The organism is Dolichospermum compactum NIES-806 (genome assembly GCF_002368115.1).
GTDB classification, from domain to species: domain Bacteria; phylum Cyanobacteriota; class Cyanobacteriia; order Cyanobacteriales; family Nostocaceae; genus Dolichospermum; species Dolichospermum compactum.
On sequence record NZ_AP018316.1, the window covers coordinates 1,652,007 to 1,675,895 of the forward strand.

Genomic DNA, 23,889 nt, shown 5'->3' on the forward strand with positions numbered 1-23,889 from the left:
ATTTTTAGTGTGACACTTGCGTAAGTCCTATATTATTGTTGTATGCAATTACTTGGTTAATTTAACTAAATATTGGCTTAAATTTTCTAATAATCTTTGATGTCTTTCCGTTGAAATTGCCCCAATTGAACCAATTATACTGTTACGATAAATAACGGTTAAAAAACTTAATCGAATAACAGATTGACTAACTAAACCACTGAATTGAAAATCTTCATCTTCTGGTGAAATTATTTCATCAAAATTAGCAATATATTGTTTTAATTGGGTAATAATACCACAAACTAAAAAGTCTTGATATTTTGGCATTTCTTTTAAAATCAGCGCAGGACGATTTTTTATTCCTCCATTTGCTTGGGGAATAGGAGTTAATACAATATCACATTCTTTCATAATTCTTGTTATATTCTTTAATTAATTCTAGGGTATATTCTGGTTCATCATCTCCATAACATAGATTCAAATTTTTCAAAGAAAAATATTCCCAATCGTCTTGATTTTCCGTATCATTATCTACAATAATAGGTGTAATTAACACTTTTGTTCCTTCGGGAATAGACAAGGAATCAATTAATTCTATTTTCCCATTTTTAACAACTGCTAACTGTGGTGATATCATGGTTATATTTACTATTTTTCTCTATTTTAGCATCTTTAACATTAACAATAAAATAAAAAAAGGGTAATCCCAGAAAAACCAGAATTACCCTCTTAAAAAGTTTAGGAAAAATTACGCAAAAGCAGCCATTTTCACATCGTTATTACCAAGAATTTCTTGTAATTCCTCAGCGTCCACGGTTTCCTTTTCAATCAGCATTTGAGCAATTTCATCTAATACCTTGCGGTTACTGACTAATACTTCTTTAGCTCGAATATAAGCAGTATCAACCAAATTACGAACTTCTTCGTCAATAGCAGCAGCAGTTTCCTCCGAGAAATCACGCTCAGACATAATATCTCGACCCAGGAACATATTTCCCTGTTGACGGCCAAGGGCTACTGGACCCAAGCGATCGCTCATCCCAAACCGAGTTATCATTTGTTTAGCTACTCTAGCCACTTGCTGTAAATCATTAGAAGCACCAGTGGTAACTTCCTCTTCACCAAAGATAATTTCTTCAGCTAAACGACCACCTAAAGCCACAGCCATTTGATTTTCCAAATAAGCACGGCTATATAAACCGGTGTCCATACGGTCTTCGCTAGGAGTAAACCAAGTTAAACCACCCGCTTGACCACGAGGAATAATGCTAATCTTTTGTACAGGGTCATAATCAGGCATTAAAGCCCCAACTAAAGCGTGACCTGCTTCATGGTATGCAACCAAAGTTTTGCGCTTTTCGCTCATTACCCGGTCTTTCTTTTCTGGACCTGCTAATACACGGTCAATTGCATCATTAATTTCATCCATCGAAATTTCAGTTAAATTGCGACGGGCGGCTAAAATTGCGGCTTCATTCAACAAGTTAGATAAATCTGCACCGGTAAAACCAGGAGTCCGACGGGCGATTTTATCCAAATCTACATCTTTAGATAAAGTTTTACCACGAGCGTGAACTCGGAGAATTTCACTTCTACCAGCGTAGTCGGGACGGTCTACTACAACTTGACGGTCAAAACGACCTGGGCGTAATAAAGCAGCATCTAATACATCAGGACGGTTGGTAGCAGCAATAATAATAATACCAGTGTTACCTTCAAAACCATCCATTTCCGTTAGTAACTGGTTGAGGGTTTGTTCCCGTTCGTCGTTACCACCACCTAAACCAGCGCCCCGTTGACGACCTACTGCGTCAATTTCATCAATAAAGACGATACAAGGAGCATTGGTTTTCGCTTGTTCAAATAAATCGCGGACACGGGAAGCACCCACACCAACGAACATTTCCACAAATTCAGAACCGGAAATTGAGAAGAAAGGAACACCTGCTTCTCCAGCAACAGCCCGCGCGAGGAGGGTTTTACCTGTACCAGGAGGTCCAACTAAAAGTACACCTTTAGGAATTTTTGCACCAATGGCGGTAAAGCGATCGGCATTCTTTAAAAAGTCTACAACTTCATTTAGTTCTAATTTGGCTTGGTCAATACCCGCAACATCACCAAAGGTAACTTGAGTTTGGGGTTCCATTTGCACTCTGGCTTTAGATTTACCAAAGTTCATAGCTTGGCTACCTGGACCACCTTGAGCGCGACGGAGGAGGAAAAATAAACCAACTAGCAACAATACAGGGAAGAATAAGCTGCTAAGAGCCTTAAACCAGAATCCTTCGTCTGCTTGAGGTAATACGGCAATATCAACACCTTTAGTTGTCAGAGTATTGATTAAATCTGGGTCATTAACTAAGGTAACAATCTTTTTATTAGGGTCATATTTAGGTGTCACCAAGGCTGTAGACCGGTCGGAACTCAAACTGACTCTCTCAACTCTGCCTTTTTCAACTTCTTGGATAAATTGGCTGTAGCGCCATGTTTCTCGGCTTTGAGGTTGTTTGTCAAACAATGCCGTTCCTAACGCAATAACAACTATAAAAAGGAGCGCGTACAGCCCCGTATTTCGCCATCTTTTATTATTCACCGATGTTGATTCTCCTGTACTTGTTTGCTGCTTATACCTAGCTTCTCTAAGGAAGAGGACATTATGATAATTATGTTAACTTATCTTAATATATCTTAAAATAATCCTCCTGTCATGATCAAAATAATCTCCTCTACCCTACAGGTCTAAAAGATGAGGATAGTAGGATTTCTATTGTAACGATTCTTCGCAAGCCCTGCACCCCTACCTCCTGACTCCTGAATTATTGTTGCAGCAATTTCCAACATTGTTGGGCGATCGCCCAATCTTCTTGAGTTTCTATGACTAAGACTCGCACTGTGGAATCAGAGGTGGCAATATCAATGTCAATGGGTTTTTGGTGATTTTTAGCTGAATCAATTTTCAGTCCTAAAAATCCCCAGGCTTCACAAGCAGCTTGACGGATTGCTGGGGAGTTTTCGCCGACTCCAGCGGTAAAAACTAAAACATCTAAACCTTGTAAACTAGCCAGCATTGTCCCGATACCAGCCCGGAGGCGGTGTACGTATATATCCCAAGCGAGTTGAGCGCGTTGATTACCTTGATCTTTGGCGGCTATCACTGCTCTTAAATCACTAGATACTCCAGAAATGCCTTTTAATCCTGAAGATTTATTTAGCACATTATCTAATTTTTGGCTAGAGTAATTATACTTTTGCAATAAATAAATCAAAATCCCTGGATCAATTGACCCACTGCGGCTACCCATCATTAAACCATCTAGGGGAGTAAATCCCATTGTTGTGTCAATACTACAACCATTTTTGATGGCGGCTAAAGAACAACCATTGCCTAAATGACAGGTAATTATCCGCAGAGATTGTAGATCTTGACCAAGAATTTCCGCTGCTCGCTTGGCACAATACTGATGACTAATGCCATGAAATCCGTAACGACGGATACCAGCTTCTACTAAGTTATAGGGGATAGGATAGATGGCTGCGGCTTCGGGTAAAGTGCGGTGAAATCCGGTATCAAAAACTGCGATTTGGGGGATATTTCCTAGACTATTTTCAATGGCTTCAATGCCAGATAAGGCGGCTGGATTATGGGCTGGGGCTAGATTACATAAGTGAGCGATCGCCTGTTTAACTTTTTCCGTAATTATTACAGCCTCTTGGTAATCTTGTCCACCATGTACCACTCGATGTCCTACCACATCTATGGCTGCTAAATCATCAATTACCTTGGTTTCGCCATTTGTAAGAGTAGATAATAAATGAGTAAATTGCACCTGTCGGGAATCACCAGCAATAGTTTCTTGTAGTTTTGCACCTGTAGCGGTTTTAACTGTAATTTCTGCCTGATTTTGGTTTTCAGTCCAATTTATTTTTCCTTCCCAAAGAGGTTGGGGGGCTAAATTAGGAATTGGGGATGTCATGTCATACAGACAACTTTTTTGGCTGCTAGAACCGGCATTGAGGATGAGTATTTTCATAAATTCAAATTTCACCTACTATGAATTAACCGCAGATTTGCCCACTTTAGAAACAGAATTATCATTCCGAGTTAGGGCTAAAGAATCATCTTGAGAAGTGGCTGCAGGTACAACAGTCCAAGCAGTAGCTAGTAGTGCGATCGCTAGTTTATGGGATTTAGTCGCTTTATCCTTGATAATGCAGAAACTTGCAGTTGGTAGTCGCAGTTACAGTAACCGGGGATCATCAGGTGTTAGCTTTACTGATGTAATGTAAAATTGTGGAGCAAATAAGCTCCTCAGCAGTTATGGCTCAGATATTAGATCCTCTACCACCGGAGCATTCGGGGAAAATTCTCTGCTGCTACGTCAATGCCACAAGTAAAATCCAGGTGGCGCGTATCTCCAATATTCCTAACTGGTACTTTGAAAGGGTTGTTTTCCCAGGACAAAGGCTGGTGTTTGAAGTGCCTCCAGAAGCACAAATGGAAGTTCATACTGGGATGATGGCAAGTGCGATTATATCAGATACAATTCCGTGCGATCGCCTGATCATCCATGAACCTAGCTATGATGAGAGACAAGACAACTTATCTCCAGAAATAAATTCTAGTAGTAGTCATCCGACTAATTCGGAAATTAATAAAAAAATTGTAGATACGACAAAATCTTTACAGACCGTTAAATTGGCATCTATTGATTAAAAACACAATGTTGCTAAATATGAAGGTTGCTGAATTCAGCAGCCTTTTTTATGTGGGATTGGCTGATAGGGTAATATCAGCCATACAAATTTTTCCCAAGGCTGAGGAGTCAGGATTTATCACATATTACCTGTTACCTATTCTCTCCATTTTGGTAATCAGTCCATTATTCAGCAGTCAGGGTTAAAATGCAACCACTGACAACTGACAGCCCACAACTAACTAATGAATATTCATTAGGCTGTAGCTTCTACTTCGGCATCTTCTGTGGATTCTAAATCTACTTGCCGCAGTCGAATATGTTTTTTCCCTAAAGTAATGACAAACTCATCCCCAGGCTGAAGATTCATTTGTTTGGTGTAAGCTGCACCGATTAATAAATTGCCATTTTGTTGGACACTAATTCTATAGCTGGCACTGCGACCACCACGTCCATTGGCACTGGGTGAACTATCCAACTGAATGCCTTCAGCATCAATTAGGGCATTCAAGAATTTCATCATATTGACGCGCTCTATACCATTTTTGGTAACAGTATAGTAGCCACACTGTTTAGCTTTGTCGTCTTTGCTGATGGCTTCTAGCTCTTTAACTTTTTTGAGCAGTTCTTCGCCGACGAGGGGTTCAATTTTTTTCTGTTTAGGCATCAACTTAGGTCGAAAATGAATTTTTGAAGTTGTCAAGTGGATTTTATTTTAGCTGACATTGAACTAATAGGAACATAATCCTTTAATTTTTGGATCAGCCTAGCCAAGTATATTACACTCATAGACAAAATTGTTGCACTATTATCAATTTTGTTAAAAAATTATAGGAAATATAATTACGATGATGCTGATAGCTACTATAGATATAGCAATCCTCAAGAAGATATGAATTTATTCATGTAGGCAGAGAGCGGGGAACAGGAGAAAATAGCCCTTAGATGTGTGATAAATTTTTTTAAGGATCAAATGGGAGTCTGATGTAGTATTCTTATTTGATTTGCAAAATTGTCAAATCGGGTAGGAATGAGGAAAGAGAGATTGGGAAAATAAAATTCATGATAACTGCTATATGAAACTAACGACAAGAGGACACTATAGTGTGAAAGCATTGCTAGATTTGAGTTTACGTCCAAAATATGGACCTGAATCTGTCAGAGCGATCGCCAAACGCCAAGATATTCCCGCGCCCTACCTAGAAAAACTACTCATAGAAATGCGTCGAGCCGGATTAGTTACATCAATTCGTGGTAGCGATGGTGGATACAAACTAGCCAAAAAACCGGCACTTATATCTATCGGTCAAATTTTAGAAGCAGTTGGTGAAAACATCACTAATTTACCCTTAAATAATCCCACACCTACTCAAACAGCAGATTGGGTAACATCCAGTCTTTGGAACAGACTCAACCAAAAGCTAAAAGAAGCCCTGTACAATATTACCCTGGCAGACCTTTATTATGATGCCCGTAGTTGGCAAGCATCTCAAGGAGAAGAAGCCAATTTTGTAGTTTAGTAGGGGCGGGGTTTCCCCACCCAAGATTCAGGAAAAAGAAAGGAAAATCAAGAAAAATAAACAATCAAGAATAAATGACATCTGCTGTTTTGGTTTTCGCTGCCTTATTAGATTACTTAATAGGAGATCCTTGGGGTTGGCCTCATCCCGTGCGAGTCATGGGATGGGTAATTTCTCGCTTGAGTAAACTCGCCCTTCAATATTGTCAAAATCCTCTTTCTCAACGTCTTGCCGGCATTTTCTTAGGGATAATTGTCATAATTGGTAGTGGTTTGGTGGGTTGGACAATAGTTCAAGCTGCCAAATGGGTACATCCATTGTTAGGAATAGCCGTAGAAAGTATTGTTCTAGCTAGTTGTTTTGCTTTCAAAAGTTTACGAAATGCGGCAATAGACGTTCTCCAACCTTTAAAAAATGGAGAATTAGAATCAGCGCGACAGATTTTAAGTAATTATGTGGGGAGAGATACAACCAATCTTTCTGCACCGGAAATTCTCAGAGCAATCTTAGAAACAGTCACAGAAAACGCCACCGATGGCGTAATGGCTCCTCTTTTTTATACTATTATTGGTGCATTCATCCCCATCATTGGCGCTGCCCCTTTGGCTTTAGCATATAAAGCTAGTAGCACCTTAGATTCAATGGTCGGTTACAAGGAAGTACCTTATACTTATCTTGGTTGGTTTAGTGCGCGATGGGAAGATGGTTTAACTTGGTTGCCTTGTCGGTTAACAGTGATAACTTTATCATTATTATCCTTGAAACCTGTAAAAGTTTGGCGAATTTGTCGCCGCGATGCCATCAAAGATCCCAGTCCCAATTCTGGTTGGAGTGAATGCGCTTATGCTGCAGTTTTAGGTGTGCAAATGGGAGGAATTAATTGGTATCGTGGAGTAGCTAAAGAGAAACCACTTTTAGGAGATCCTATTTATCCCATTACGCCAGATTCCATTGATCAAGCTTTACAATTAACCCGATATGCGTTTTTACTATGGTTAGGACTAGCAATATTTTTAATACCTTAGTTATCCTGTTGATATCCTTATCTCCTTATCTCGTTCCCAGTCTCTGACTGGTAATGCTATCACATAGGCTCTGCTTCTACTGTTATAGCGGTATGCACTTGCATGAGATACATCATAGCCCCGTCATCGCTTGTGGGGAGGGGGTTGGGGTTCTTGTATCTCACTCAATCGAGAACCGCTATATTAAAGGTGTTGTTGAAGGCAGAGCCTTTTAGTATTCATTCCCACACAGAGTATGGGAACGAGAAAATCATCAATTACCAATTACCAATTACCAATTACCAATATTATGTCTACTAAAGTAGTTGAAATTCTCTCATCAGAAGAACTGCGTCGGACATTAACTCGTATGGCTTCTCAGATTATAGAAAGAACACGAGATTTATCTCAATTGTTACTTCTGGGTATTCATACGAGAGGAGTACCATTAGCTTATTCATTAGCTCTTCAAATAGAAATTCTCGAAGATTTCAGCGTTTCTGTAGGCTCTTTGGATATTACATTTTATCGTGATGATCTTGATAAGATCGGGTTAAGAACTCCAGAAAAAACCGATATTCCCTTTGATTTGACCGGAAAAACAGTGGTACTCGTAGATGATGTCATATTTAAAGGTAGAACTATTCGTGCTGCTTTAAATGCCGTAAATGAATATGGTAGACCAGAAGTAATTCGTTTAGCTGTATTAGTAGATAGAGGCCATCGAGAAGTACCAATTCATCCAGATTTTGTTGGTAAAAAGTTACCCACAGCGAAAGAGGAAATTGTCAAAGTTTATCTACAAGATAGTGATGGACGAGATGGCGTGGAATTAATTAGTAACTGAAATTAACTTTTTTAGACAAATAAGCTCCACAATTATCTATCCTCTTTTTACCCATATTAATTCTAAAAATACTACCACCTACTATGATGATTCGATTGCAAAAATTTAAACAACTGTTTTGTTTAGCATTACTAGGCTTATTTACTAGCTGGATTGTTAGTTGTAGCACAAGCAATGTTAATAATAATCCCAAACCTGCGGCTGCTGGGGTTGCCACCATTGAGTTTTGGACAATGCAACTCCAACCGCAATTTACCGACTATTTCCAAGGTCTGATTCAGACATTTGAATCACAAAACCCAAGTATCAAAGTTAAATGGGTAGACGTACCTTGGTCAGCGATGGAGAACAAGATTCTAACAGCAGTCTCAGCAAAAACGCCACCAGATGTTGTTAACCTTAATCCTGACTTTGCTTCCCAATTAGCAGGTAAAAATGCTTGGTTAGATTTAGATGCTAAAGTTCCTAGTCAAGTCCGTTCTACCTATTTACCAAATATCTGGCAAGCAAGTAGCCTCAATGGTAAGAGTTTTGGGATTCCTTGGTATCTCACCACGCGACTAACTATTTATAACACCGATTTGTTAAAACAAGGGGGTATGACAAAACCTCCTGCCACTTACGCAGAATTAGGGCAAGCGGCACAACAAATTAAGGATAAAACTGGTAAGTATGCAATATTTGCTACTTTTGTCCCTCAGGACTCCGGTGAGGTGCTGGAATCTTTGGTACAAATGGGTGTTACCCTTGTTAATGCTGAAGGTAAGGCCGGTTTTAATACCCCGCAAGGAAAAGCTGCTTTTCAATATTGGGTAGATTTGTATAAAAAAGGTTTGTTGCCCAAGGAGTCTTTAACTCAAGGACATCGTCATGCTATAGATTTATACCAGTCTGGAGAAACTGCTTTTTTAGCTTCTGGTCCTGAATTTCTGAAAACTATTGCCAATAATGCTCCCAAGGTTGCCCAAGCTTCGGCAATTGCGCCACAAATTACGGGTGATACGGGTAAGAAAAATGTTGCCGTGATGAATATAGTTATTCCTCGTGATAGTAAATATCCTGATGAAGCTGTTAAATTTGCTTTATTTGTTACAAATGATGAAAACCAATTAGCCTTTGCTAAAGCTGCTAAAGTCCTACCTTCGACAATTAAGGCTTTGTCGGATACTTACTTTAAGGAAGTTCCTGCTAATGCTACGACAGCGGAAAAGGGGCGGGTAATTAGTGCGACACAATTAAAACAGGCTGAGGTATTAACCCCCAAACTCAAAGATTCTAAACTTTTGCAAAAGGTAATTTACGAAAATTTACAAGCAGCAATGTTAGGACAAAAAACAGTAGATAAAGCTGTGGAAGATGCTGCACAACAGTGGGATAATCGGTAATTGGTAATTGTCTGATATGGCTAACGCCACGCTTCGCTATCAGACAAATAAAATCAAAAAATAGGATGATGAAGATATTTATGGTCAAGAGTTTCATAGGTTAAATTTTGGTGAAGCTGTTAGTGCTGACTTATTAAGTGATTACAAAGTAATGGTATTAGCAGTAGATAAAAATTTTGTTAATGCAACTTTTCAACAACAAATTTCTGATGGAAAGTATGTATTAAATTTAGATGATAAAGCTAAAATTATTGGTTGTTGGAATGGTTTAGCAAAACGTATTCTTAATGATGAAGAAGGAGACGATACAGAAGATAAAACCCCAATGAAACGGGCAGTTGCGTTTTGTCGCACTATTGAAGATTCAGAAAAAATTGTAAAATTATTTGCTAAGAATATCAATGATTATCAAAAATTAAACCCCGAAGATGAAACAGTTTTACAATGTGAATTACAGCACGTTGACGGTAAACAGAACGCTTTACAAAGAAATGAAAGGTTAGAATGGTTAAAAGCTGAACCCCTTCATTCCCCCCCTTCACAAGCGGGGGGTTAGGGGGGGTAATATTTGCCGCATTTTATCCAATGCGCGGTGTTTATCGGAAGGGGTAGATGTACCCGCGTTAGATGCGGTGATATTCTTCACACCTCGTAACTCAGTGGTGGATGTGGTACAGTCCGTTGGTAGAGTGATGAGAAAAGCGGAGGGGAAAAAATACGGTTATATCATTTTACCAGTTAGTATTGCGGCAGATATTCCTCCTGAAATTGCTTTAAAGGATAATGAATATAAAGTAGTTTGGCAAGTTTTACAGGCTTTACGTTCTCATGATGAGAGATTTAATGATACTATCAATAAGATAGAATTAAATAAACGTCGTCCTGATAAAATTAGTATTATTGGTATAGGTGGTAAAGAAAAAAGTGATTCTTCTCAAAGTTTAAAAATAGAATCTACCTATAAACAATTAGAATTGAATTTTCCCATTGAAGAATGGCGAGATGCAATTTATGCGAAAATAGTTACTAAATGTGGTAATCGTCGTTATTGGGAAGATTGGGCTAAGGATGTAGCGAGAATTGCTGATACTCATACTTCCCGAATTAAAGCATTATTAGAAAATTCAGAATCGGAAGCGAAAAAAGCATTTGATGAGTTTATCACAGGATTACATCAAAATATTAATCCTAATGTCACTCCAGATGAAGCTATTGAAATGTTATCTCAATATTTAATTACTAAACCTGTTTTTGATGCTTTGTTTGAAGGTTACGAATTTACTAAATATAATCCAGTTTCTCAGACGATGCAAAGAATGTTAGATGTGTTAGAAAGTCAATCTTTGCAGAAGGAAGTCAAGACTTTAGAAAAGTTTTATCAAAGTGTGCGAGAACGCGCTAGTGGGATTGATAATGCGGAAGGAAAACAGAGGATAATTATTGAATTATATGATAAATTTTTCCGTGCAGCTTTTCCCAGGTTGGTTGAAAGATTGGGAATTGTTTATACTCCTGTGGAAGTTGTAGATTTTATTATTAAAAGTGCTGATTTTGCTTTAAAACAAGAGTTTGGTGTGGGTTTAACTGATGAGGGTGTGCATATTTTAGACCCCTTTACAGGGACGGGTACTTTTATGGTGCGGTTGTTGCAAAGTGGGTTAATTAAACCTGAAGATTTACAACGTAAGTTTACCTCTGAATTGCACGCTAATGAGATTGTTTTGTTAGCTTATTATATTGCTGCAATTAATATTGAGGAAAGTTATCATTATTTAACTCAATACCCCCCAACCCCCCTTGTAAAGGGGGGCTTAGATTTCCCCCCCTTATTAAGGGGGGGTCAGGGGGGGTATCAACCTTTTAATGGGATTGTTTTAACTGATACTTTTCAAATGTTTGAAAATGCAGGTTATTTGTTAGAAAGTATCTTTCCTGAAAATAATCAACGGGTTATTAATCAAAAGCAAAGGGATATTACTGTGATTATTGGTAATCCTCCTTCTCTGTACAGGACAAAAAATAGAGAAAAAGCTTGCAAAGGAAACAGAGAAAGGGTTTCATAGAAAGTTACCACACAATCAAAGAAACCCCTATGAACCAGATTAACCTATTACGAGACACACTAAAACCACATTTGGAATGGCATGGAGCGCGTCTAAGCTTTTTAGCGTTATTTTTAATATCTTTATTAAGAGTAAAGACAGTGAACTTGGTAGAATTAGCAACTGGTTTTCGCAACTGTGCTAAAAACGAATCCAATTACAAACGGTTGCAAAGATTTTTCCGAGATTTTGATATAGATTATGCAGTCATAGCGAAAATGATTGTAAAAATCATGAACATTCCCCAGCCTTGGGTGTTAAGTATTGACCGGACTGAATGGCGTTTTGGTCAAATATGGTTAAATATCCTCATGTTGGGAGTAGTACATAATGGTGTCGCTTACCCCCTAGTTTGGCAGATATTGGAGAAGAAAGGTAACTCCAACACGGATGAACGAATGGATTTACTTGACCGATTTGGACAACTGTTCCCAGATGCACAAGTTGACTATATCAGTGCTGACAGAGAATTCGTGGGGGCAGAATGGTTAAGTTATTTACTGCTTGAACCAAATATTCCATTCCGAATCAGGATTCGTCACACTGATTTAATTAGTGATACAGAAAAGACTCTTCCAGGTAGCGTCATTTTTGCTCATCTGGCTGCGGGTGAATCTCAGGTTTTATCTACTCGTCGTTGGGTCTGGGGTCGTTCAGTTTATGTAGCTGGTTTACGTCTTGATGATGGCAAGTTATTAATCGTGATTTCTGATACTTCTCCCCAAACCATAATTGCTGACTATGGCCGTCGTTGGGGGATTGAAACTTTGTTCGGTATGTTTAAAACTCGTGGTTTTTGCTTGGAATCTACACATTTTATTGATTCTAACCGATTGAGTAAGCTCTTAGCTTTACTGTCATTAGCTATGTGTTGGGCTGTCAAGACTGGAGAATGGTTGCATCAACACCAACCTATCAAAATCAAGAAACATGGACGTTTTGCTAAAAGTGTTTTTCGTTACGGTTTAGATTATCTGCGTTCTCTTGTTACTGATTTAGATTTGAAATATGACGACTTTCTTCTCTCTCTCAATTTTTTGTCCTGTACTTAGATCCTCCTTATTCTGCTGGACAAAAATCTGTTAATGATAATGCACAAAATCTTAAATACGAATTATTAGAAAAAAAATTAGAAGAAACTTATGCTTCACAAGGTACGGGAAAAAGGGCGCTATACGATTCTTATATAAAAGCTTTTCGCTGGGCAAGTGATAGAATAAGAGATAAAGGAGTAGTTTGTTTCGTTAGTAATGGTTCATTTATTGACAGTAATGCAATGGATGGCTTGAGAAAATGTTTAGTAGATGAATTCACTAGCATTTATTGTTTTAATCTGCGAGGTAATCAAAGAACTTCTGGAGAACTATCAAGAAAAGAAGGTGGTAAAATTTTTGGTTCAGGAAGTCGTGCTACCATTGCGATTATTTTCTTAATCAAAAATGCTGATAAAAAACCAGAAAATAGATTATTTTATCATGATATTGGTGACTATTTAAGTCGAGAAGAAAAACTAAGCATTATTAAAACTTTGGGTGATATTTCTAGTATAACATGGCAAAAAATAACTCCTAATGAAAATTATGATTGGATTAATCAACGTAATGATGATTTTGAGAGTTTTATTTCATTAGGTGATAAGAATGATAAATCAAGTAAAACTATTTTTAATGTTTGTTGCAATGGCGTAGTAACTAACCGTGATTCTTGGGTTTATAATTTTTCTAAAAATAGTTTATCTGAAAATATACAAAAAACAATTTGCTTTTATAATCAGGAAAGAGAACGTTTTTTTGAAGCAAAGTCAAAAAATTCTAACTTACAAGTCGAAAAATTTATTAGATACGATGCAACTTTTATTACTTGGGATACCAGAAGATTAAAAGGTGGGCTTGAAAAAAATAAAGTCATTAAGTTTGATGCTAATGATTTACGGACAGCTATTTATCGTCCTTTCTGCAAACAACATTTATATTTTAATCATGATCTTATTCATTCTCGTTTTTATCAACCCAATTTTTTCCCTAATCAAGATTTAGAAAACTTAGCAATTTATGTCACTGGAATTGGTGCAAGTAAAGATTTTTCAGCTTTAATAACAGATGTAATTCCTAATTTACATTTACATGATACTGGTCAATCCTTCCCTTTATATACCTACGAAAAACAAAGCGAACTAGGAGAACTATTTGCAACAGCAACCACAGAACAATACACCAAAAAAGAAAACATTCCCGATAGCATCTTCAAAGAATATCAGCAAAAATATCAAGACAAAACCATCAGCAAAGAAGACATATTCTATTACATTTATGGAGTATTACATTCTCCCGAATATAAACAACGCTTTGCGTCAGACCTGAAGAAAATGTTACCACGAATCCCCTTTACAGCCGATTTTTGGACATTCAGTAAAGCGGGAAGAGAATTAGCGTATTATCATCTCAACTATGAAACCATAGAACCTTATGAATTAGAAGAATTTAAAAAAGAATTATATTTAGATAACCAAGATTATCGAGTGGAAAAAATGGTATTTGGTAAGAATAAAAACGGCATAGATAAAACCATCATCATCTATAATAGTAAACTTACCCTATCGCAAATTCCCCTAGAAGCCTACGAATATATAGTAAATGGCAAATCAGCCCTAGAATGGATAATGGAAAGGTATAAAGTCACCAAAGATAAAGATAGTGGCATAATTAATGACCCTAACCATTGGTCAGAAAATCCCCGTTATATAGTAGATTTAGTCAAAAGGATAGTGAGAGTCAGTTTAGAAACTGTGAAGATTGTTAATAGCTTACCAGCCTTGAATGAATGGTAATTTTTGTCAGAATCAGGATAAGCAGGATGATAGGATTTACAGGATGTAATTTTTAAACTTCTGGTTTGATTTTGTATCTTTTTGTCAGAATTGCAAAGAATGTTAAATGTGTTAGAAAGTCAATCTTTGCAGAAGGAAGTGAAGACTTTAGAAAATGCCAATAGTTATGCTAAAAAATGACCAATTAAATACAAAGAACCACATAAAACAACTTGATTATCTGTAGCACTAACAGCACTCTCTAAAGCTGAAAATACATCTTGATATATATGACAAAAATTCAAATCTGGACAAATTGATGTTGCTAATTTAGTTAATTCTGCTAAATTTGCTGAATTGCTGTCGGGGACTGGAACTAAATATAATTTATCTCCTGGTTTGAGAAGTTCCTGAAAAATATCACCATGATCTTTAGTTGCCAGCATTCCCATTACCCAAGTTATATTTTTGATATTGAGAGTATCTACATAATCACGTAAAACTGTGGCTGAGGCTGGGTTGTGTGCGCCGTCAATGAGGAGTTTATGGCTTTTCCATGTTGTCCATTGCATTCTCCCTGGCCACTTGGTTTTAGCCATACCATTAATTATAGCTTCCTCAGAAATTTGCCAATTTTGTTTTTGCAATATTTCCAAAGCTGCTAAAGCTAAAGCTGAATTATGTAATTGAATTTGTCCTGGTAATGGTAAGGGATATTTTATTGTTTCTGGACTTGATATTTTTTGATATTCTGCCCAGTTTTGATGAATTTGATCAGATGGTTTTGGGATAAAAATCGGACATTGTAACTCTATAATCCGCGATTTTACAACATTTTCCGCAGCTTCTGGCAATGAACCCACCACCACAGGACATCCCGGTTTAATAATTCCGGCTTTTTCTCTGGCAATATGGGCTACAGTTGGTCCAAGTTGTTGCCAATGTTCTCGACTAATAGAAGTAATGACTGTTAATAAAGGATGTTCACAGACGTTAGTAGCATCCAAACGCCCACCTAATCCTACTTCAATCACCGCAATATCAACTTGTTGCTGGGCAAAATATAGCCAAGCCGCAGCGGTAATGACTTCAAATTGGGTGGGTGATTCTTCTTCTGGGTTAATAGCTGCTTGAACTTGGAGTATTAATTCACACAATTTGTTACTTTCAATTGGTTGTTCATTAATACAGATTCTTTCTGTCCAATCTATTAAATGGGGCGATGTGTAGCGTCCGGTTTTATAACCAGCCTCAGTAAGTACCGCAGACAGGTAAGCACAAACAGAACCTTTACCGTTAGTTCCAGCTACATGAATAATTGGCACTTGGTGATGGGGATTTCCCAAGGTTGCCAGTAAGTTGACAATCCGAGACAATCCCAAATTCACACCAAAATGCTGAAAGGGTTGAAGCAGGGAATCTACGTTCATGAGAATCGGTAATCGGTAATTGGTAATTGGTAATTTCTTCCCTGTTTCCTGTTCCCCGTTCCCTAAATTACACTTCTTTGCTCAAAAAGTTTTGTATTTGTCTAAGGGCAGCAGCGCCGATATTGAAAACAGCCCAACCAGCAGCGATCGCTACAGGTGCTAGAACAATTAATACACGATTATCAAAGTCCATATTTAGAAATCCTCTGTAAATTAGAAAATTTTAAGTTTTGTCAACAGTTCTCAACTTTTATTGTGATCTGAAGTGGGGAATTTTTTCAACCTACTATGTAAAGTTTGATTAAAAGTCAGTTGTCATTGGTGATTGGTGATTGGGAAAATTTCTACCTACTCCCTGCCCCCTGCCTCTTCCTAATTACCCATTAGCAGCATGAAGAAGGGCTAATTGATAATATTTTTCAGCGTGTTCGATGAGTTCGGTGATTTCGGTGTCTGAGAGTTGACGGACTACCTTACCGGGAACACCCATAACTAGAGAACCGGGGGGGACGTTTTTGGTAACTACTGCACCTGCGCCGATAATGCTACCTGTGCCGACTCGTACCCCATTTAAGACGATTGCCCCAATACCAATTAAACAACCACACTCAATGTGGGCAGAATGTACCACAGCGCGATGACCGACAGTGACATGATCTTCTAAGATTGTGGGGACACCTTCATCACCATGAAGAATAGCCCCATCTTGAATATTTGTACATTCGCCAATTTCAATTCGTTCTACATCACCTCTAACCACAGATCCATACCAAACGCTGGCTTTGGCTGCTATAGTGACAGAACCAATAATGATGGCGTTTGCTGCCACAAAAGCAGCTTGAGAAAATTCTGGAGATTTCCAGCCAGAAGAGATAGACACGATAGAATATGGATATGGTACCCAGGAACACTGGAGAAACTCCAACCTTTAGGACTGGTTGCAAAACCAGAATATCACGACGTTGACCTTCTGTCGTTAGGTGGTTGTGAAACTTGTTCTCAAGCACTATCTTCATTTTATGTAGCATTGAGCAAGTTATTTAAAGTAGTGGAACGGGAGTGTAAAGTTAAACCTACTGGTGCTGGCAGAAAACACAATATTATGTTTATACGCACTTCATGATAAATCCAGGCTTTCAGTACCCGATATTTGGCCCTGAAATACAGTGTCCTCACTGTCGCCAAACTATTTCGGCCTTGACATTGACGGATACTTATTTATGTCCTCGTCATGGCGCATTTGAAGCTGAACCCAAAACAGAAGAGTTGGTTCATTTACAGTCTGGTCGTCATTGGCGCAGATGGGATGGTGAATGGTATCGTCAACATACCCATCCTGATGGGATTCGGTTTGAAATTCATGAAGCTTTAGATAAGCTTTATACTCAAGGTTATCGGGCTACGAGGATTATTGTTGCTAACCGTTATCAGGAGTTGATGAGTGGCTATTTGGAACGGAGTACACCTTGGCGTGCTGGACAAGGGGAGGTGGCTACGGGGGCGCGATTATATGGCTTACCTGTGGAGTTTAGCCCCGATTCTGTCGCTGAACCTTGTTGGGAAGTAATTAACTTTGATTTGGATAAAGAACCTGGTGTGCCGGTGCGTTATCCATATTTTCGGTTGTTTGAGTAGGTAACAAGGCAAGAGGCAAGAGGCAAGAGGCAAGAGAGAAGAAAGTCTAAATAAATATCTTACTGTTCCCTGTTCCCTGTTCCCTGTTCCCCAATTTGGGTTTTAGATTGTAGATTAATCCAAAATCTAAAATCCAAAATCCAAAATTCTATGCACCATGCTTCTATTAGAACGGCAAATATCCATTTAGCGATCGCTTTTTATGAGCAGCTAGGGTTTACGGTATGCGATCGCTTCACTACCAGTTATACTCTAGCTTGCTGGATGGAAGGTTTAGGGACTCGAATTGAACTCATCCAAATTCCCCAACCCAAACCAGCCCCAGATGCTTTTAATGATGAGCATTATGTAGGCTATTATCATCTGGCGTTTGATGTGACACAGATTACACCAGATTTACCAACTTGGTTGGAAAGTTTAAAAACACGGTTAGCAACAATAGAAAATTTACCACCTCTGAAAATTCTTTTAGAACCTATACAGCAGCAAATTGGCGATAATATCTTAGAAGTCGCGTTTATCGCTGATTTTGACGGGTTGCCTCTAGAATTTTTGCGGTTTTTGCATAAATCAACTTGAAAAGGGAACAGGGAACAGGTAATTAATTGGTAATTGGTAATTGGTAATTGGTGAAAACTATTCTGCTTTTTTATTCCTCCGAACTCCTGACTCCTTCCATGAGGTACAGAAACATTTGCCCAATTTTTTCAGTCAATCAATATATGTAACTTAAATTACATATAGCTATTCGCCAAAGAGTATGTCTTTTTTCTCTATCGCACAACGACATCGCTTTTCCTTATTTATTTTGAGTATCTGGGTAATAGCAGCTTTTATCTTCCATCAAGATGCTGCTTTTAGCGGAGACAAGGCGGATTTTTCTCCCCGTCTTCACAACTTCGACCCAGAAAAATCTCATAAAACACTAGTCGCTAAGGAAACACCAAATCTCGCTATTACAGCAAATGTTCGGAAAACAGTCCTTGATAATGGTTTAACTGTTCTCACTAAAGAGGTTCATAATGCTCCTGTGGTGACAGTACAGGTGTGGTATAAATTTGGCTCAGGTCAAGAAGCATCTGGGGTAAATGGTATTGCCCATCAATTAGAGCATCTTATGTTTAAAGGTACTAGCAGTCGTCCCATTCAATTTGGGCGGTTATTTAGTGCTTTAGGCAGTGATTCTAATGCTTTTACCAGTTATGACCAAACTGCATATTACAATACGGCAGAACGGGATAAACTCACCGCTCTGTTGACGTTAGAAGCTGATAGGATGAAAAACTCGCTGATAGATCCTCAACAGTTAGCTAGTGAGAAGCGAGTAGTTATTTCTGAATTACAAGGTTATGAAAATAGCTCAGAATATCGTCTGAATCGCGCTGTGATGATGTCGGTTTTTCCTGATCATCCCTATAGATTACCTATTGGTGGCACTAAGGCGGATGTGGAAAAATTCACAGTTGAACAGGTAAGGGAATATTACCAAAAATTCTATAGTCCTGATAATGCTGTTTTGGTAATTGCGGGAGATTTTGACACCGCACAAACTTTGAAGAATGTACAAACTGTTTTTGGTAAAATTCCTAAGCGTCAATATTCACCTCATAAGCTTATAACTCCATCCCCAGCCGCTACTCCTACACCTGTAATTAAATTACAAGAACCGGGAGGAAATCCATTACTACAAATAATTTACCCGCTTCCTCAAATCAATCAACCAGATATCCCCGCGCTGGAAGTCATGGATTATATTCTAACTGCGGGTAAAAATTCTTACTTGTATCAGGAGTTGGTTGAATCGGGTTTAGCTAATGATGTTTCGGCAAATGTCGCTAGTTTACGTGCAGGTGGTTGGTATGAAATGTTGGTTACATCTGCGGGAACGCAGGATTTAACTAAGCTTGATGCAGCGGTAATCAAGGCTCTGGATAAACTTGTTAAAATCGGTTTGACAAAGGAACAGGTAGAACGAGCCAAAACCCAATTAACGGCTTCAGTAATTTTAAACAACCGTGATATTACTAATCAAGCTATGCAGTTGGGTAATGATCAAATCACGACCGATAATTACCAGTATACCGAAAATCACTTGGTAAATATTCGTAAGGTTCAAGTTGCTGATGTGATTAATGTCATCAATAAATACTTGCAACCAGAAGCGCGGAAAGTGGGATTTTTTGAACCTACTAAACAAGTAGCAACAATTCAAAGTTCATCTTATTCAACACCAACACAAGAGAATTTTGATATTGATGTGGCTGTAGTTCCTGCGGAGGTTCAGCAATATTTACCACCTTTGGATATATTACCCAAAGCGGAAAAAAGACAAATACCTCAGCAATTACAACTTGCTAATGGGTTACGCATATTACTGTTACCAGATAAAACTACACCAACGGTAACTTTAAGCGGCAATATTAAAGCGGGAACAGAATTTGAGTCCGATAATCAGGGAGGATTAGCTTCTTTAGTGGCAGCAAATCTGATGAATGGCACGAAAACGCAAGATATGCAGACTATTGCCGGAGGATTAGAGGCAAAGGGGGCAAATTTAGATTTTGAAGCTTATCGTGAAGGTGTGCGGATTAAAGGTAGTAGTTTAGCGGTGGATTTACCAGTTTTGTTGGGGACTTTGACGGATGTAATTAGAAATAGTACATTTCCTGAAAAAGAGTTTGCTCTTGCGCGTCAACAAGCTTTAACTTCCTTAAATTCAGATTTAGATGATGCTGATAAGGTTGCAAATCGGATCTTTGTGCAGTCCATTTATCCGAAAAAACATCCATTACATACCTTCCCGACTGCGGAGAGTATTAGCAAAATTCAACGTCAAGATGTGATGGCTTTTAAAGCGCAACATTATCGCCCTGATACTACAGTTTTAGCAATTGTCGGTGATTTTGATGTTAGCAAAGTGCGATCGCTCATTCAAGTAAAATTAGGAGATTGGCAAGTTCAAGGGCAACCACCAACGGTAAAATATCCCAATGTGGGAATGCCGAAAAACGTCATTAACGTTAATCCTGTTGTTCCTGGTAAACCCCAAGCGATAACTTACATGGGTTATACCGGAATTAGCCGTCAAGATAGACGATTTTATGCAGCGATGATCTTGAATCAAATTCTCGGAGGTGATACATTATCGAGTAGGCTAGGGGCAGAAGTGCGCGATCGCCAAGGTTTAACCTACGGAATTTATAGCAATTTCATCACAGGTAAAAATGTTGGTACATTTCTCATTGAAATGCAAACCAGTCCAGAAGACGCACCCAAAGCAATTTCCAGTACCCGCAACCTCCTGAAACAAGTTCATCAACAAGGTGTGACAGCACAGGAAGTAGAAACAGCTAAACGCAATTTAATCAGCAATTATAATATTTCTTTGGCCAATCCCGAACAGTTAAGCCAGAGAATGGTGATGAATGAAGTTTACGGCTTGAATCAGATAGAATTGCGCTCATTTATCAGCAAAATAGAACAAGTCAATCTCAATCAAGTCAATCAAACCGCTCGTGAATTACTTCATCCTGATAAAATTGTTGTTGTCACCGCCGGTCCACAAATTCTGGCACATAAAAAGATTAAATGAATCTTAGTCATGGATAATGGGAATAGGTGTGATTTGCAAATATCTATTCAGTCATGAGTAACTTCTTAATTAAGGTCTACTACAATCTACCTCGCATCATCTGTATATTTTCCCTGCTAATCAGTCTGGTAATCATGGGTGTATCTCCAGCAACAGCAGAAAACCTATCTAATAATTTACTAAAACAACCAGCTATAGAGATTACAGTTAGCTTGGGTAATGTTGCTAATGAATTAAAATTTGAGCCAAATCATTTAGAATTTACCTCTGGTAAACGCTACAATCTCAAGTTAAATAATCCTAGCTCACAAAAACATTATTTTACCGCTAAAGACTTTGCTGATGCAATTTGGACTCAAAAAGTCGAAGCCGGCAATGTAGAAATTAAAGGGAATATTCACGAATTAGAACTTAAACCTGGTGCAGAAGCAGAATGGGTATTTGTCCCCATGAAACCAGGTAAATATGCTTTAGGATGTACTATAGCTGGACACACAGAAGCTGGAATGAAAGGAGAAATTGTGATTAGTTGATAATCATAAGCGATCGCTTACCTCGGAATACTCCCCAAACCATAATACCCCAATGTTAATAAAATATACTCTAAACGGTTAAAACTTGGACTATTATACTCAACACGGCTTAATCATTTGATTAGTAATAAATGGAGCGATAATTGCCCATCCCTCCACAAAAAAGCGATCGCTCTTGGGGATAAGTAGGGCGATCGCAATTCCGATAAAGCACTTATAAAGTTTCTTATTTGCTCCCTGTTCCCTGTTCCCTGTTCCCTTCTTTTGTAATAAGCGGTGGTACAAGGAAAATATTCCCATCGCAGATCAACGGTATGAAAAATATCTAGAAATACTTAAGGAGGAAAATTAATGACAAAATATACAACCCTATCTGAAGAGTTAAATAAACTTCCCAAAGAGAGACGAGAACTGATTGAAACAAGAACTTCTCAGATTCATCTGGAAGAAATTACACTGAAACATCTGCGAGAAAAACTCGGTTTATTCAGAATTAGCAGAGCGGCTTGAGGTGCAGCAACCAGCAGTATCCAAGCTAGAACGTAGGCAAAATCTGGAATTAAATACGCTGCGAGCGGTTGTGACTGCTTTGGGTGGAACTATCGAAATTATTGTCAGAGTTCCGAATAAAGAACCTATACTTCTGAGTGATTATCAAGAATAGGAACTTGTCACACTTTTGCGCGATGTCTAGGACGGGCTACGCTACGCCCCTCAATTTCCCATTATCAAGGCGATCGCTTTTCGGTAAAATATCTTTATATTACCAATTATCGAGAAAACTTTTATGCCTTATAGTAAATTTACTTTGAGTAAAGCTGTAGATGATTTTCAACTGACAATTGTTGAAGGCGATCGCTTTCTACCAGAGATTTCCCCATTTAATCCGAGTTCTTTGCTCAAAGACACATTGAAAGAAACCATACCTTGGGCAGTTGCAGTAGGTAGTGAAAAAGCGCGTTCTGAAGGCATTATCAATCCCGTTTTGCTAGAAGTCAAACGTCAGCTTCATGGACAAATTAGTGTCTTTTCCGGCGAAGAGTTCAACGTGCAGCCAGAGGTTGATTTGACGGGTTATGTTGATTTTCTGATTAGTCGCTCTCCAGAGCAATTGTATATTAAAGCCCCGGCAGTGGTTTTGGTGGAAGCGAAAAAAGAAGACCTAAAACCAGGACTGGGACAATGTTTAGCCGAAATGGTAGCAGCACAACGCTTTAATCAACAGAAGCAGCAGCCGATTTCCACAATTTACGGAACGGTGACAAGTGGTACGGTTTGGCGGTTTCTCCAACTAGAAGGACAAACAGTAACCATTGACTTGAATGATTATCCAGTACCACCAGTTGATCAAATTTTGAGCTTTCTGATTTGGATGTCCCAGAATGGCTGAGGTAGGCGTTGGGGTTGTTGGGTCAGGAAGTAGCGATCGCTCTCTGGTAAAATGGCTTTAAGTCAAGATTAGGAATGATCCCTCTCTGAAATAAGTAGGGCGATCGCATTTTGGAAATGTAGGAAGTGCGATTCCTAAGGAGTGCTTCGTTATCGCACACCCCAAATCCCCAAAATGCGATCGCACTTCTCACTACAAACAAGCGATCGCCCTTTTCCAAGCACATTTTACCCCTACTTTTTACTTAATTTTATTCTTCTTAGATATTGATATGCTTCACGCTTACTCTGTTGGTCAAAATGTACAGCGTTATATTTATCATACGGTTCTAAGTCAGTCGGCACTTCAATAACAGCAACAGGTTTAAATTGAGCAAAGCCTGGATAATCATCAACGCGAACAGCAAGTTGAGCAGGATTTCTAAGGTCAGAAATGGATACTGTAGGGTCATTATCAGTTGTTACACTTAATAGATCAACTTCCGGTATTAGTATGTTTCCCCACATTTTTGGGTTTGTTATCATTCCAAAAATATTTTGACTAATCTTTTTCCAAATGCCAAAGTCAAACACAATAGAGCCATTCCCAAAACGACAGCCTTTTTGATGTATTTAAAGATGTTCATGGTTTGATTTATCCTGCAATTATAGTTTGATACTCCCTTCCCACTCAAGGAATAGACATAGAGTTAACCCCAGAACAGACTGATTTTTCGCCCAATTAATGTCTAATTCTCCGCTGGGAAGGGAGTAGTTGATTGCGTAACCCTTCGCTCCGGCTTTGTTGGATTAATTGAAAATGGTTTGAGTAAGACGTTTTCCCACCCCAATTTCGGAATTTTTTGAAAGGGAAGGTACTACCCCTCTTCCCTCTCTGTACACGTCGGTTTCAGATCGTGTTCTGGCCTTCAGAAGCCAAACCAGCTTTTGATTGAATTGATCGTACCCGTGAAAAAGTCTCTCACTGTAT

General features: G+C 38.5%; 28 protein-coding genes and 1 pseudogene. 18 read left to right on the forward strand and 11 right to left on the reverse strand.

Annotated features, from left to right (window positions below; translation table 11 throughout):
* Positions 1-48 precede the first annotated feature (48 nt).
* From CA730_RS07965 to CA730_RS07980, 4 genes are all read right to left on the reverse strand, one after another.
* A complete protein-coding gene (locus CA730_RS07965) occupies positions 49-393 on the reverse strand; it encodes a type II toxin-antitoxin system PemK/MazF family toxin (protein ID WP_096666009.1) in 345 nt (114 codons plus the stop codon).
* Entirely contained in the window at positions 380-619 is a 240-nt protein-coding gene (locus CA730_RS07970) for a glycosyl hydrolase family 31 (RefSeq protein ID WP_096666011.1), read from the reverse strand. Before CA730_RS07970 ends, CA730_RS07965 begins: the two co-directional genes overlap by 14 nt.
* Before the next feature lie 111 nt (positions 620-730).
* Positions 731-2,575: an ATP-dependent zinc metalloprotease FtsH3 gene (ftsH3, locus tag CA730_RS07975; RefSeq protein WP_096666014.1), complete on the reverse strand. Its 1,845-nt coding sequence runs from the start codon at positions 2,573-2,575 to the stop codon at positions 731-733.
* Between the two features lie 223 nt (positions 2,576-2,798).
* Positions 2,799-4,013, reverse strand: coding sequence for an acetate kinase (locus CA730_RS07980; protein WP_096666017.1), 1,215 nt, complete (start codon positions 4,011-4,013; stop codon positions 2,799-2,801).
* Between the two features lie 97 nt (positions 4,014-4,110).
* Here CA730_RS07980 and CA730_RS24225 point away from each other — a divergent pair, with 97 nt between their 5' ends.
* Positions 4,111-4,269, forward strand: coding sequence for a hypothetical protein (locus CA730_RS24225; protein WP_157749935.1), 159 nt, complete (start codon positions 4,111-4,113; stop codon positions 4,267-4,269).
* Between the two features lie 31 nt (positions 4,270-4,300).
* Entirely contained in the window at positions 4,301-4,696 is a 396-nt protein-coding gene (locus tag CA730_RS07985) for a DUF1830 domain-containing protein (protein WP_096671368.1), read from the forward strand.
* Positions 4,697-4,932: 236 nt separating this feature from the next.
* Here CA730_RS07985 and CA730_RS07990 read toward each other — a convergent pair whose 3' ends face one another.
* Positions 4,933-5,343: an AbrB family transcriptional regulator gene (locus CA730_RS07990; RefSeq protein ID WP_096666021.1), complete on the reverse strand. Its 411-nt coding sequence runs from the start codon at positions 5,341-5,343 to the stop codon at positions 4,933-4,935.
* Positions 5,344-5,752: 409 nt separating this feature from the next.
* Between CA730_RS07990 and CA730_RS07995 the strand changes: the two genes are divergently transcribed.
* From CA730_RS07995 to CA730_RS08025, 9 genes and pseudogenes are all read left to right on the forward strand, one after another.
* The gene (locus CA730_RS07995; protein WP_096666024.1) at positions 5,753-6,196 is read left to right on the forward strand and encodes an Rrf2 family transcriptional regulator; all 444 of its coding nucleotides are present in this window, start codon (positions 5,753-5,755) and stop codon (positions 6,194-6,196) included.
* Between the two features lie 74 nt (positions 6,197-6,270).
* On the forward strand, positions 6,271-7,221 hold the full coding sequence (gene cbiB / locus CA730_RS08000) for an adenosylcobinamide-phosphate synthase CbiB (protein ID WP_096666027.1): 951 nt from the start codon (positions 6,271-6,273) through the stop codon (positions 7,219-7,221).
* Positions 7,222-7,510: 289 nt separating this feature from the next.
* A complete protein-coding gene (gene pyrR / locus CA730_RS08005; protein WP_096671370.1) occupies positions 7,511-8,047 on the forward strand; it encodes a bifunctional pyr operon transcriptional regulator/uracil phosphoribosyltransferase PyrR in 537 nt (178 codons plus the stop codon).
* An 86-nt stretch (positions 8,048-8,133) separates the two neighbouring features.
* On the forward strand, positions 8,134-9,432 hold the full coding sequence (locus CA730_RS08010) for an ABC transporter substrate-binding protein (RefSeq protein ID WP_096671372.1): 1,299 nt from the start codon (positions 8,134-8,136) through the stop codon (positions 9,430-9,432).
* Between the two features lie 151 nt (positions 9,433-9,583).
* A complete protein-coding gene (locus tag CA730_RS25535) occupies positions 9,584-9,988 on the forward strand; it encodes a hypothetical protein (protein WP_231940030.1) in 405 nt (134 codons plus the stop codon).
* Positions 9,989-10,007: 19 nt separating this feature from the next.
* Positions 10,008-10,073, forward strand: a pseudogene (locus CA730_RS25540) (hypothetical protein); the annotation flags it as partial.
* 27 nt (positions 10,074-10,100) lie between these two features.
* Positions 10,101-11,495 carry a hypothetical protein gene (locus CA730_RS08015; RefSeq protein ID WP_231940032.1) on the forward strand — a complete coding sequence of 465 codons (1,395 nt, stop codon included), beginning with the start codon at positions 10,101-10,103 and terminating at the stop codon, positions 11,493-11,495.
* A 29-nt stretch (positions 11,496-11,524) separates the two neighbouring features.
* Positions 11,525-12,586 (forward strand): IS4 family transposase, encoded by a 1,062-nt coding sequence (locus CA730_RS08020; protein WP_096663248.1) that lies wholly within the window; start codon positions 11,525-11,527, stop codon positions 12,584-12,586.
* A gap of 224 nt (positions 12,587-12,810) precedes the next feature.
* On the forward strand, positions 12,811-14,361 hold the full coding sequence (locus CA730_RS08025) for a type ISP restriction/modification enzyme (RefSeq protein WP_231940033.1): 1,551 nt from the start codon (positions 12,811-12,813) through the stop codon (positions 14,359-14,361).
* Between the two features lie 164 nt (positions 14,362-14,525).
* On the opposite strand, the gene CA730_RS08030 is transcribed toward CA730_RS08025, so the two are convergent.
* From CA730_RS08030 to CA730_RS08040, 3 genes are all read right to left on the reverse strand, one after another.
* The gene (locus CA730_RS08030) at positions 14,526-15,770 is read right to left on the reverse strand and encodes a bifunctional folylpolyglutamate synthase/dihydrofolate synthase (RefSeq protein WP_096666030.1); all 1,245 of its coding nucleotides are present in this window, start codon (positions 15,768-15,770) and stop codon (positions 14,526-14,528) included.
* Positions 15,771-15,837: 67 nt separating this feature from the next.
* Entirely contained in the window at positions 15,838-15,963 is a 126-nt protein-coding gene (locus CA730_RS08035) for a photosystem II protein Y (protein ID WP_096666033.1), read from the reverse strand.
* A gap of 183 nt (positions 15,964-16,146) precedes the next feature.
* On the reverse strand, positions 16,147-16,650 hold the full coding sequence (locus tag CA730_RS08040) for a gamma carbonic anhydrase family protein (protein WP_096666036.1): 504 nt from the start codon (positions 16,648-16,650) through the stop codon (positions 16,147-16,149).
* A 239-nt stretch (positions 16,651-16,889) separates the two neighbouring features.
* Here CA730_RS08040 and CA730_RS08045 point away from each other — a divergent pair, with 239 nt between their 5' ends.
* From CA730_RS08045 to CA730_RS08060, 4 genes are all read left to right on the forward strand, one after another.
* The gene (locus CA730_RS08045) at positions 16,890-17,405 is read left to right on the forward strand and encodes a TIGR02652 family protein (protein ID WP_096666040.1); all 516 of its coding nucleotides are present in this window, start codon (positions 16,890-16,892) and stop codon (positions 17,403-17,405) included.
* 150 nt (positions 17,406-17,555) lie between these two features.
* Entirely contained in the window at positions 17,556-17,984 is a 429-nt protein-coding gene (locus tag CA730_RS08050; protein WP_096666043.1) for a VOC family protein, read from the forward strand.
* Between the two features lie 181 nt (positions 17,985-18,165).
* Positions 18,166-20,997, forward strand: coding sequence for a M16 family metallopeptidase (locus tag CA730_RS08055; protein ID WP_096666046.1), 2,832 nt, complete (start codon positions 18,166-18,168; stop codon positions 20,995-20,997).
* A gap of 134 nt (positions 20,998-21,131) precedes the next feature.
* Positions 21,132-21,530 carry a cupredoxin domain-containing protein gene (locus CA730_RS08060; RefSeq protein ID WP_231940034.1) on the forward strand — a complete coding sequence of 133 codons (399 nt, stop codon included), beginning with the start codon at positions 21,132-21,134 and terminating at the stop codon, positions 21,528-21,530.
* 99 nt (positions 21,531-21,629) lie between these two features.
* Here CA730_RS08060 and CA730_RS08065 read toward each other — a convergent pair whose 3' ends face one another.
* Positions 21,630-21,830 carry a hypothetical protein gene (locus CA730_RS08065; protein ID WP_096666053.1) on the reverse strand — a complete coding sequence of 67 codons (201 nt, stop codon included), beginning with the start codon at positions 21,828-21,830 and terminating at the stop codon, positions 21,630-21,632.
* Between the two features lie 51 nt (positions 21,831-21,881).
* Here CA730_RS08065 and CA730_RS25105 point away from each other — a divergent pair, with 51 nt between their 5' ends.
* From CA730_RS25105 to CA730_RS08080, 3 genes are all read left to right on the forward strand, one after another.
* Positions 21,882-22,040: a hypothetical protein gene (locus CA730_RS25105; RefSeq protein WP_197705507.1), complete on the forward strand. Its 159-nt coding sequence runs from the start codon at positions 21,882-21,884 to the stop codon at positions 22,038-22,040.
* Between the two features lies 1 nt (position 22,041).
* Positions 22,042-22,194: a helix-turn-helix domain-containing protein gene (locus CA730_RS25110; protein WP_197705508.1), complete on the forward strand. Its 153-nt coding sequence runs from the start codon at positions 22,042-22,044 to the stop codon at positions 22,192-22,194.
* Positions 22,195-22,317: 123 nt separating this feature from the next.
* Positions 22,318-22,920, forward strand: coding sequence for a hypothetical protein (locus CA730_RS08080; protein ID WP_096666057.1), 603 nt, complete (start codon positions 22,318-22,320; stop codon positions 22,918-22,920).
* A 22-nt stretch (positions 22,921-22,942) separates the two neighbouring features.
* Here the strand turns inward: CA730_RS08080 and CA730_RS24230 are convergent, their stop codons facing one another.
* Both CA730_RS24230 and CA730_RS08085 read right to left on the reverse strand, forming a co-directional pair.
* Positions 22,943-23,146 (reverse strand): hypothetical protein, encoded by a 204-nt coding sequence (locus CA730_RS24230; protein WP_157749936.1) that lies wholly within the window; start codon positions 23,144-23,146, stop codon positions 22,943-22,945.
* Positions 23,147-23,153: 7 nt separating this feature from the next.
* Positions 23,154-23,492, reverse strand: a complete 339-nt coding sequence (locus tag CA730_RS08085; protein WP_096666059.1) for a hypothetical protein — start codon at positions 23,490-23,492, stop codon at positions 23,154-23,156.
* Positions 23,493-23,889 lie beyond the last annotated feature (397 nt).

Coding starts and splice junctions, on each gene's coding strand:
- CA730_RS07965 (WP_096666009.1), bottom strand. CDS start 393: ATGAAAGAATGTGATATTGTATTAACTCCTATTCCCCAAGCAAATGGA.
- CA730_RS07970 (WP_096666011.1), bottom strand. CDS start 619: ATGATATCACCACAGTTAGCAGTTGTTAAAAATGGGAAAATAGAATTA.
- CA730_RS07980 (WP_096666017.1), bottom strand. CDS start 4,013: ATGAAAATACTCATCCTCAATGCCGGTTCTAGCAGCCAAAAAAGTTGT.
- CA730_RS07985 (WP_096671368.1), top strand. CDS start 4,301: ATGGCTCAGATATTAGATCCTCTACCACCGGAGCATTCGGGGAAAATT.
- CA730_RS07990 (WP_096666021.1), bottom strand. CDS start 5,343: ATGCCTAAACAGAAAAAAATTGAACCCCTCGTCGGCGAAGAACTGCTC.
- CA730_RS07995 (WP_096666024.1), top strand. CDS start 5,753: ATGAAACTAACGACAAGAGGACACTATAGTGTGAAAGCATTGCTAGAT.
- cbiB (WP_096666027.1), top strand. CDS start 6,271: ATGACATCTGCTGTTTTGGTTTTCGCTGCCTTATTAGATTACTTAATA.
- pyrR (WP_096671370.1), top strand. CDS start 7,511: ATGTCTACTAAAGTAGTTGAAATTCTCTCATCAGAAGAACTGCGTCGG.
- CA730_RS08010 (WP_096671372.1), top strand. CDS start 8,134: ATGATTCGATTGCAAAAATTTAAACAACTGTTTTGTTTAGCATTACTA.
- CA730_RS25535 (WP_231940030.1), top strand. CDS start 9,584: ATGGTATTAGCAGTAGATAAAAATTTTGTTAATGCAACTTTTCAACAA.
- CA730_RS08020 (WP_096663248.1), top strand. CDS start 11,525: ATGAACCAGATTAACCTATTACGAGACACACTAAAACCACATTTGGAA.
- CA730_RS08025 (WP_231940033.1), top strand. CDS start 12,811: ATGGATGGCTTGAGAAAATGTTTAGTAGATGAATTCACTAGCATTTAT.
- CA730_RS08030 (WP_096666030.1), bottom strand. CDS start 15,770: ATGAACGTAGATTCCCTGCTTCAACCCTTTCAGCATTTTGGTGTGAAT.
- CA730_RS08035 (WP_096666033.1), bottom strand. CDS start 15,963: ATGGACTTTGATAATCGTGTATTAATTGTTCTAGCACCTGTAGCGATC.
- CA730_RS08045 (WP_096666040.1), top strand. CDS start 16,890: ATGATAAATCCAGGCTTTCAGTACCCGATATTTGGCCCTGAAATACAG.
- CA730_RS08050 (WP_096666043.1), top strand. CDS start 17,556: ATGCACCATGCTTCTATTAGAACGGCAAATATCCATTTAGCGATCGCT.
- CA730_RS08055 (WP_096666046.1), top strand. CDS start 18,166: ATGTCTTTTTTCTCTATCGCACAACGACATCGCTTTTCCTTATTTATT.
- CA730_RS08060 (WP_231940034.1), top strand. CDS start 21,132: ATGGGTGTATCTCCAGCAACAGCAGAAAACCTATCTAATAATTTACTA.
- CA730_RS08065 (WP_096666053.1), bottom strand. CDS start 21,830: ATGGGAATATTTTCCTTGTACCACCGCTTATTACAAAAGAAGGGAACA.
- CA730_RS25105 (WP_197705507.1), top strand. CDS start 21,882: ATGACAAAATATACAACCCTATCTGAAGAGTTAAATAAACTTCCCAAA.
- CA730_RS08080 (WP_096666057.1), top strand. CDS start 22,318: ATGCCTTATAGTAAATTTACTTTGAGTAAAGCTGTAGATGATTTTCAA.
- CA730_RS24230 (WP_157749936.1), bottom strand. CDS start 23,146: ATGTGCTTGGAAAAGGGCGATCGCTTGTTTGTAGTGAGAAGTGCGATC.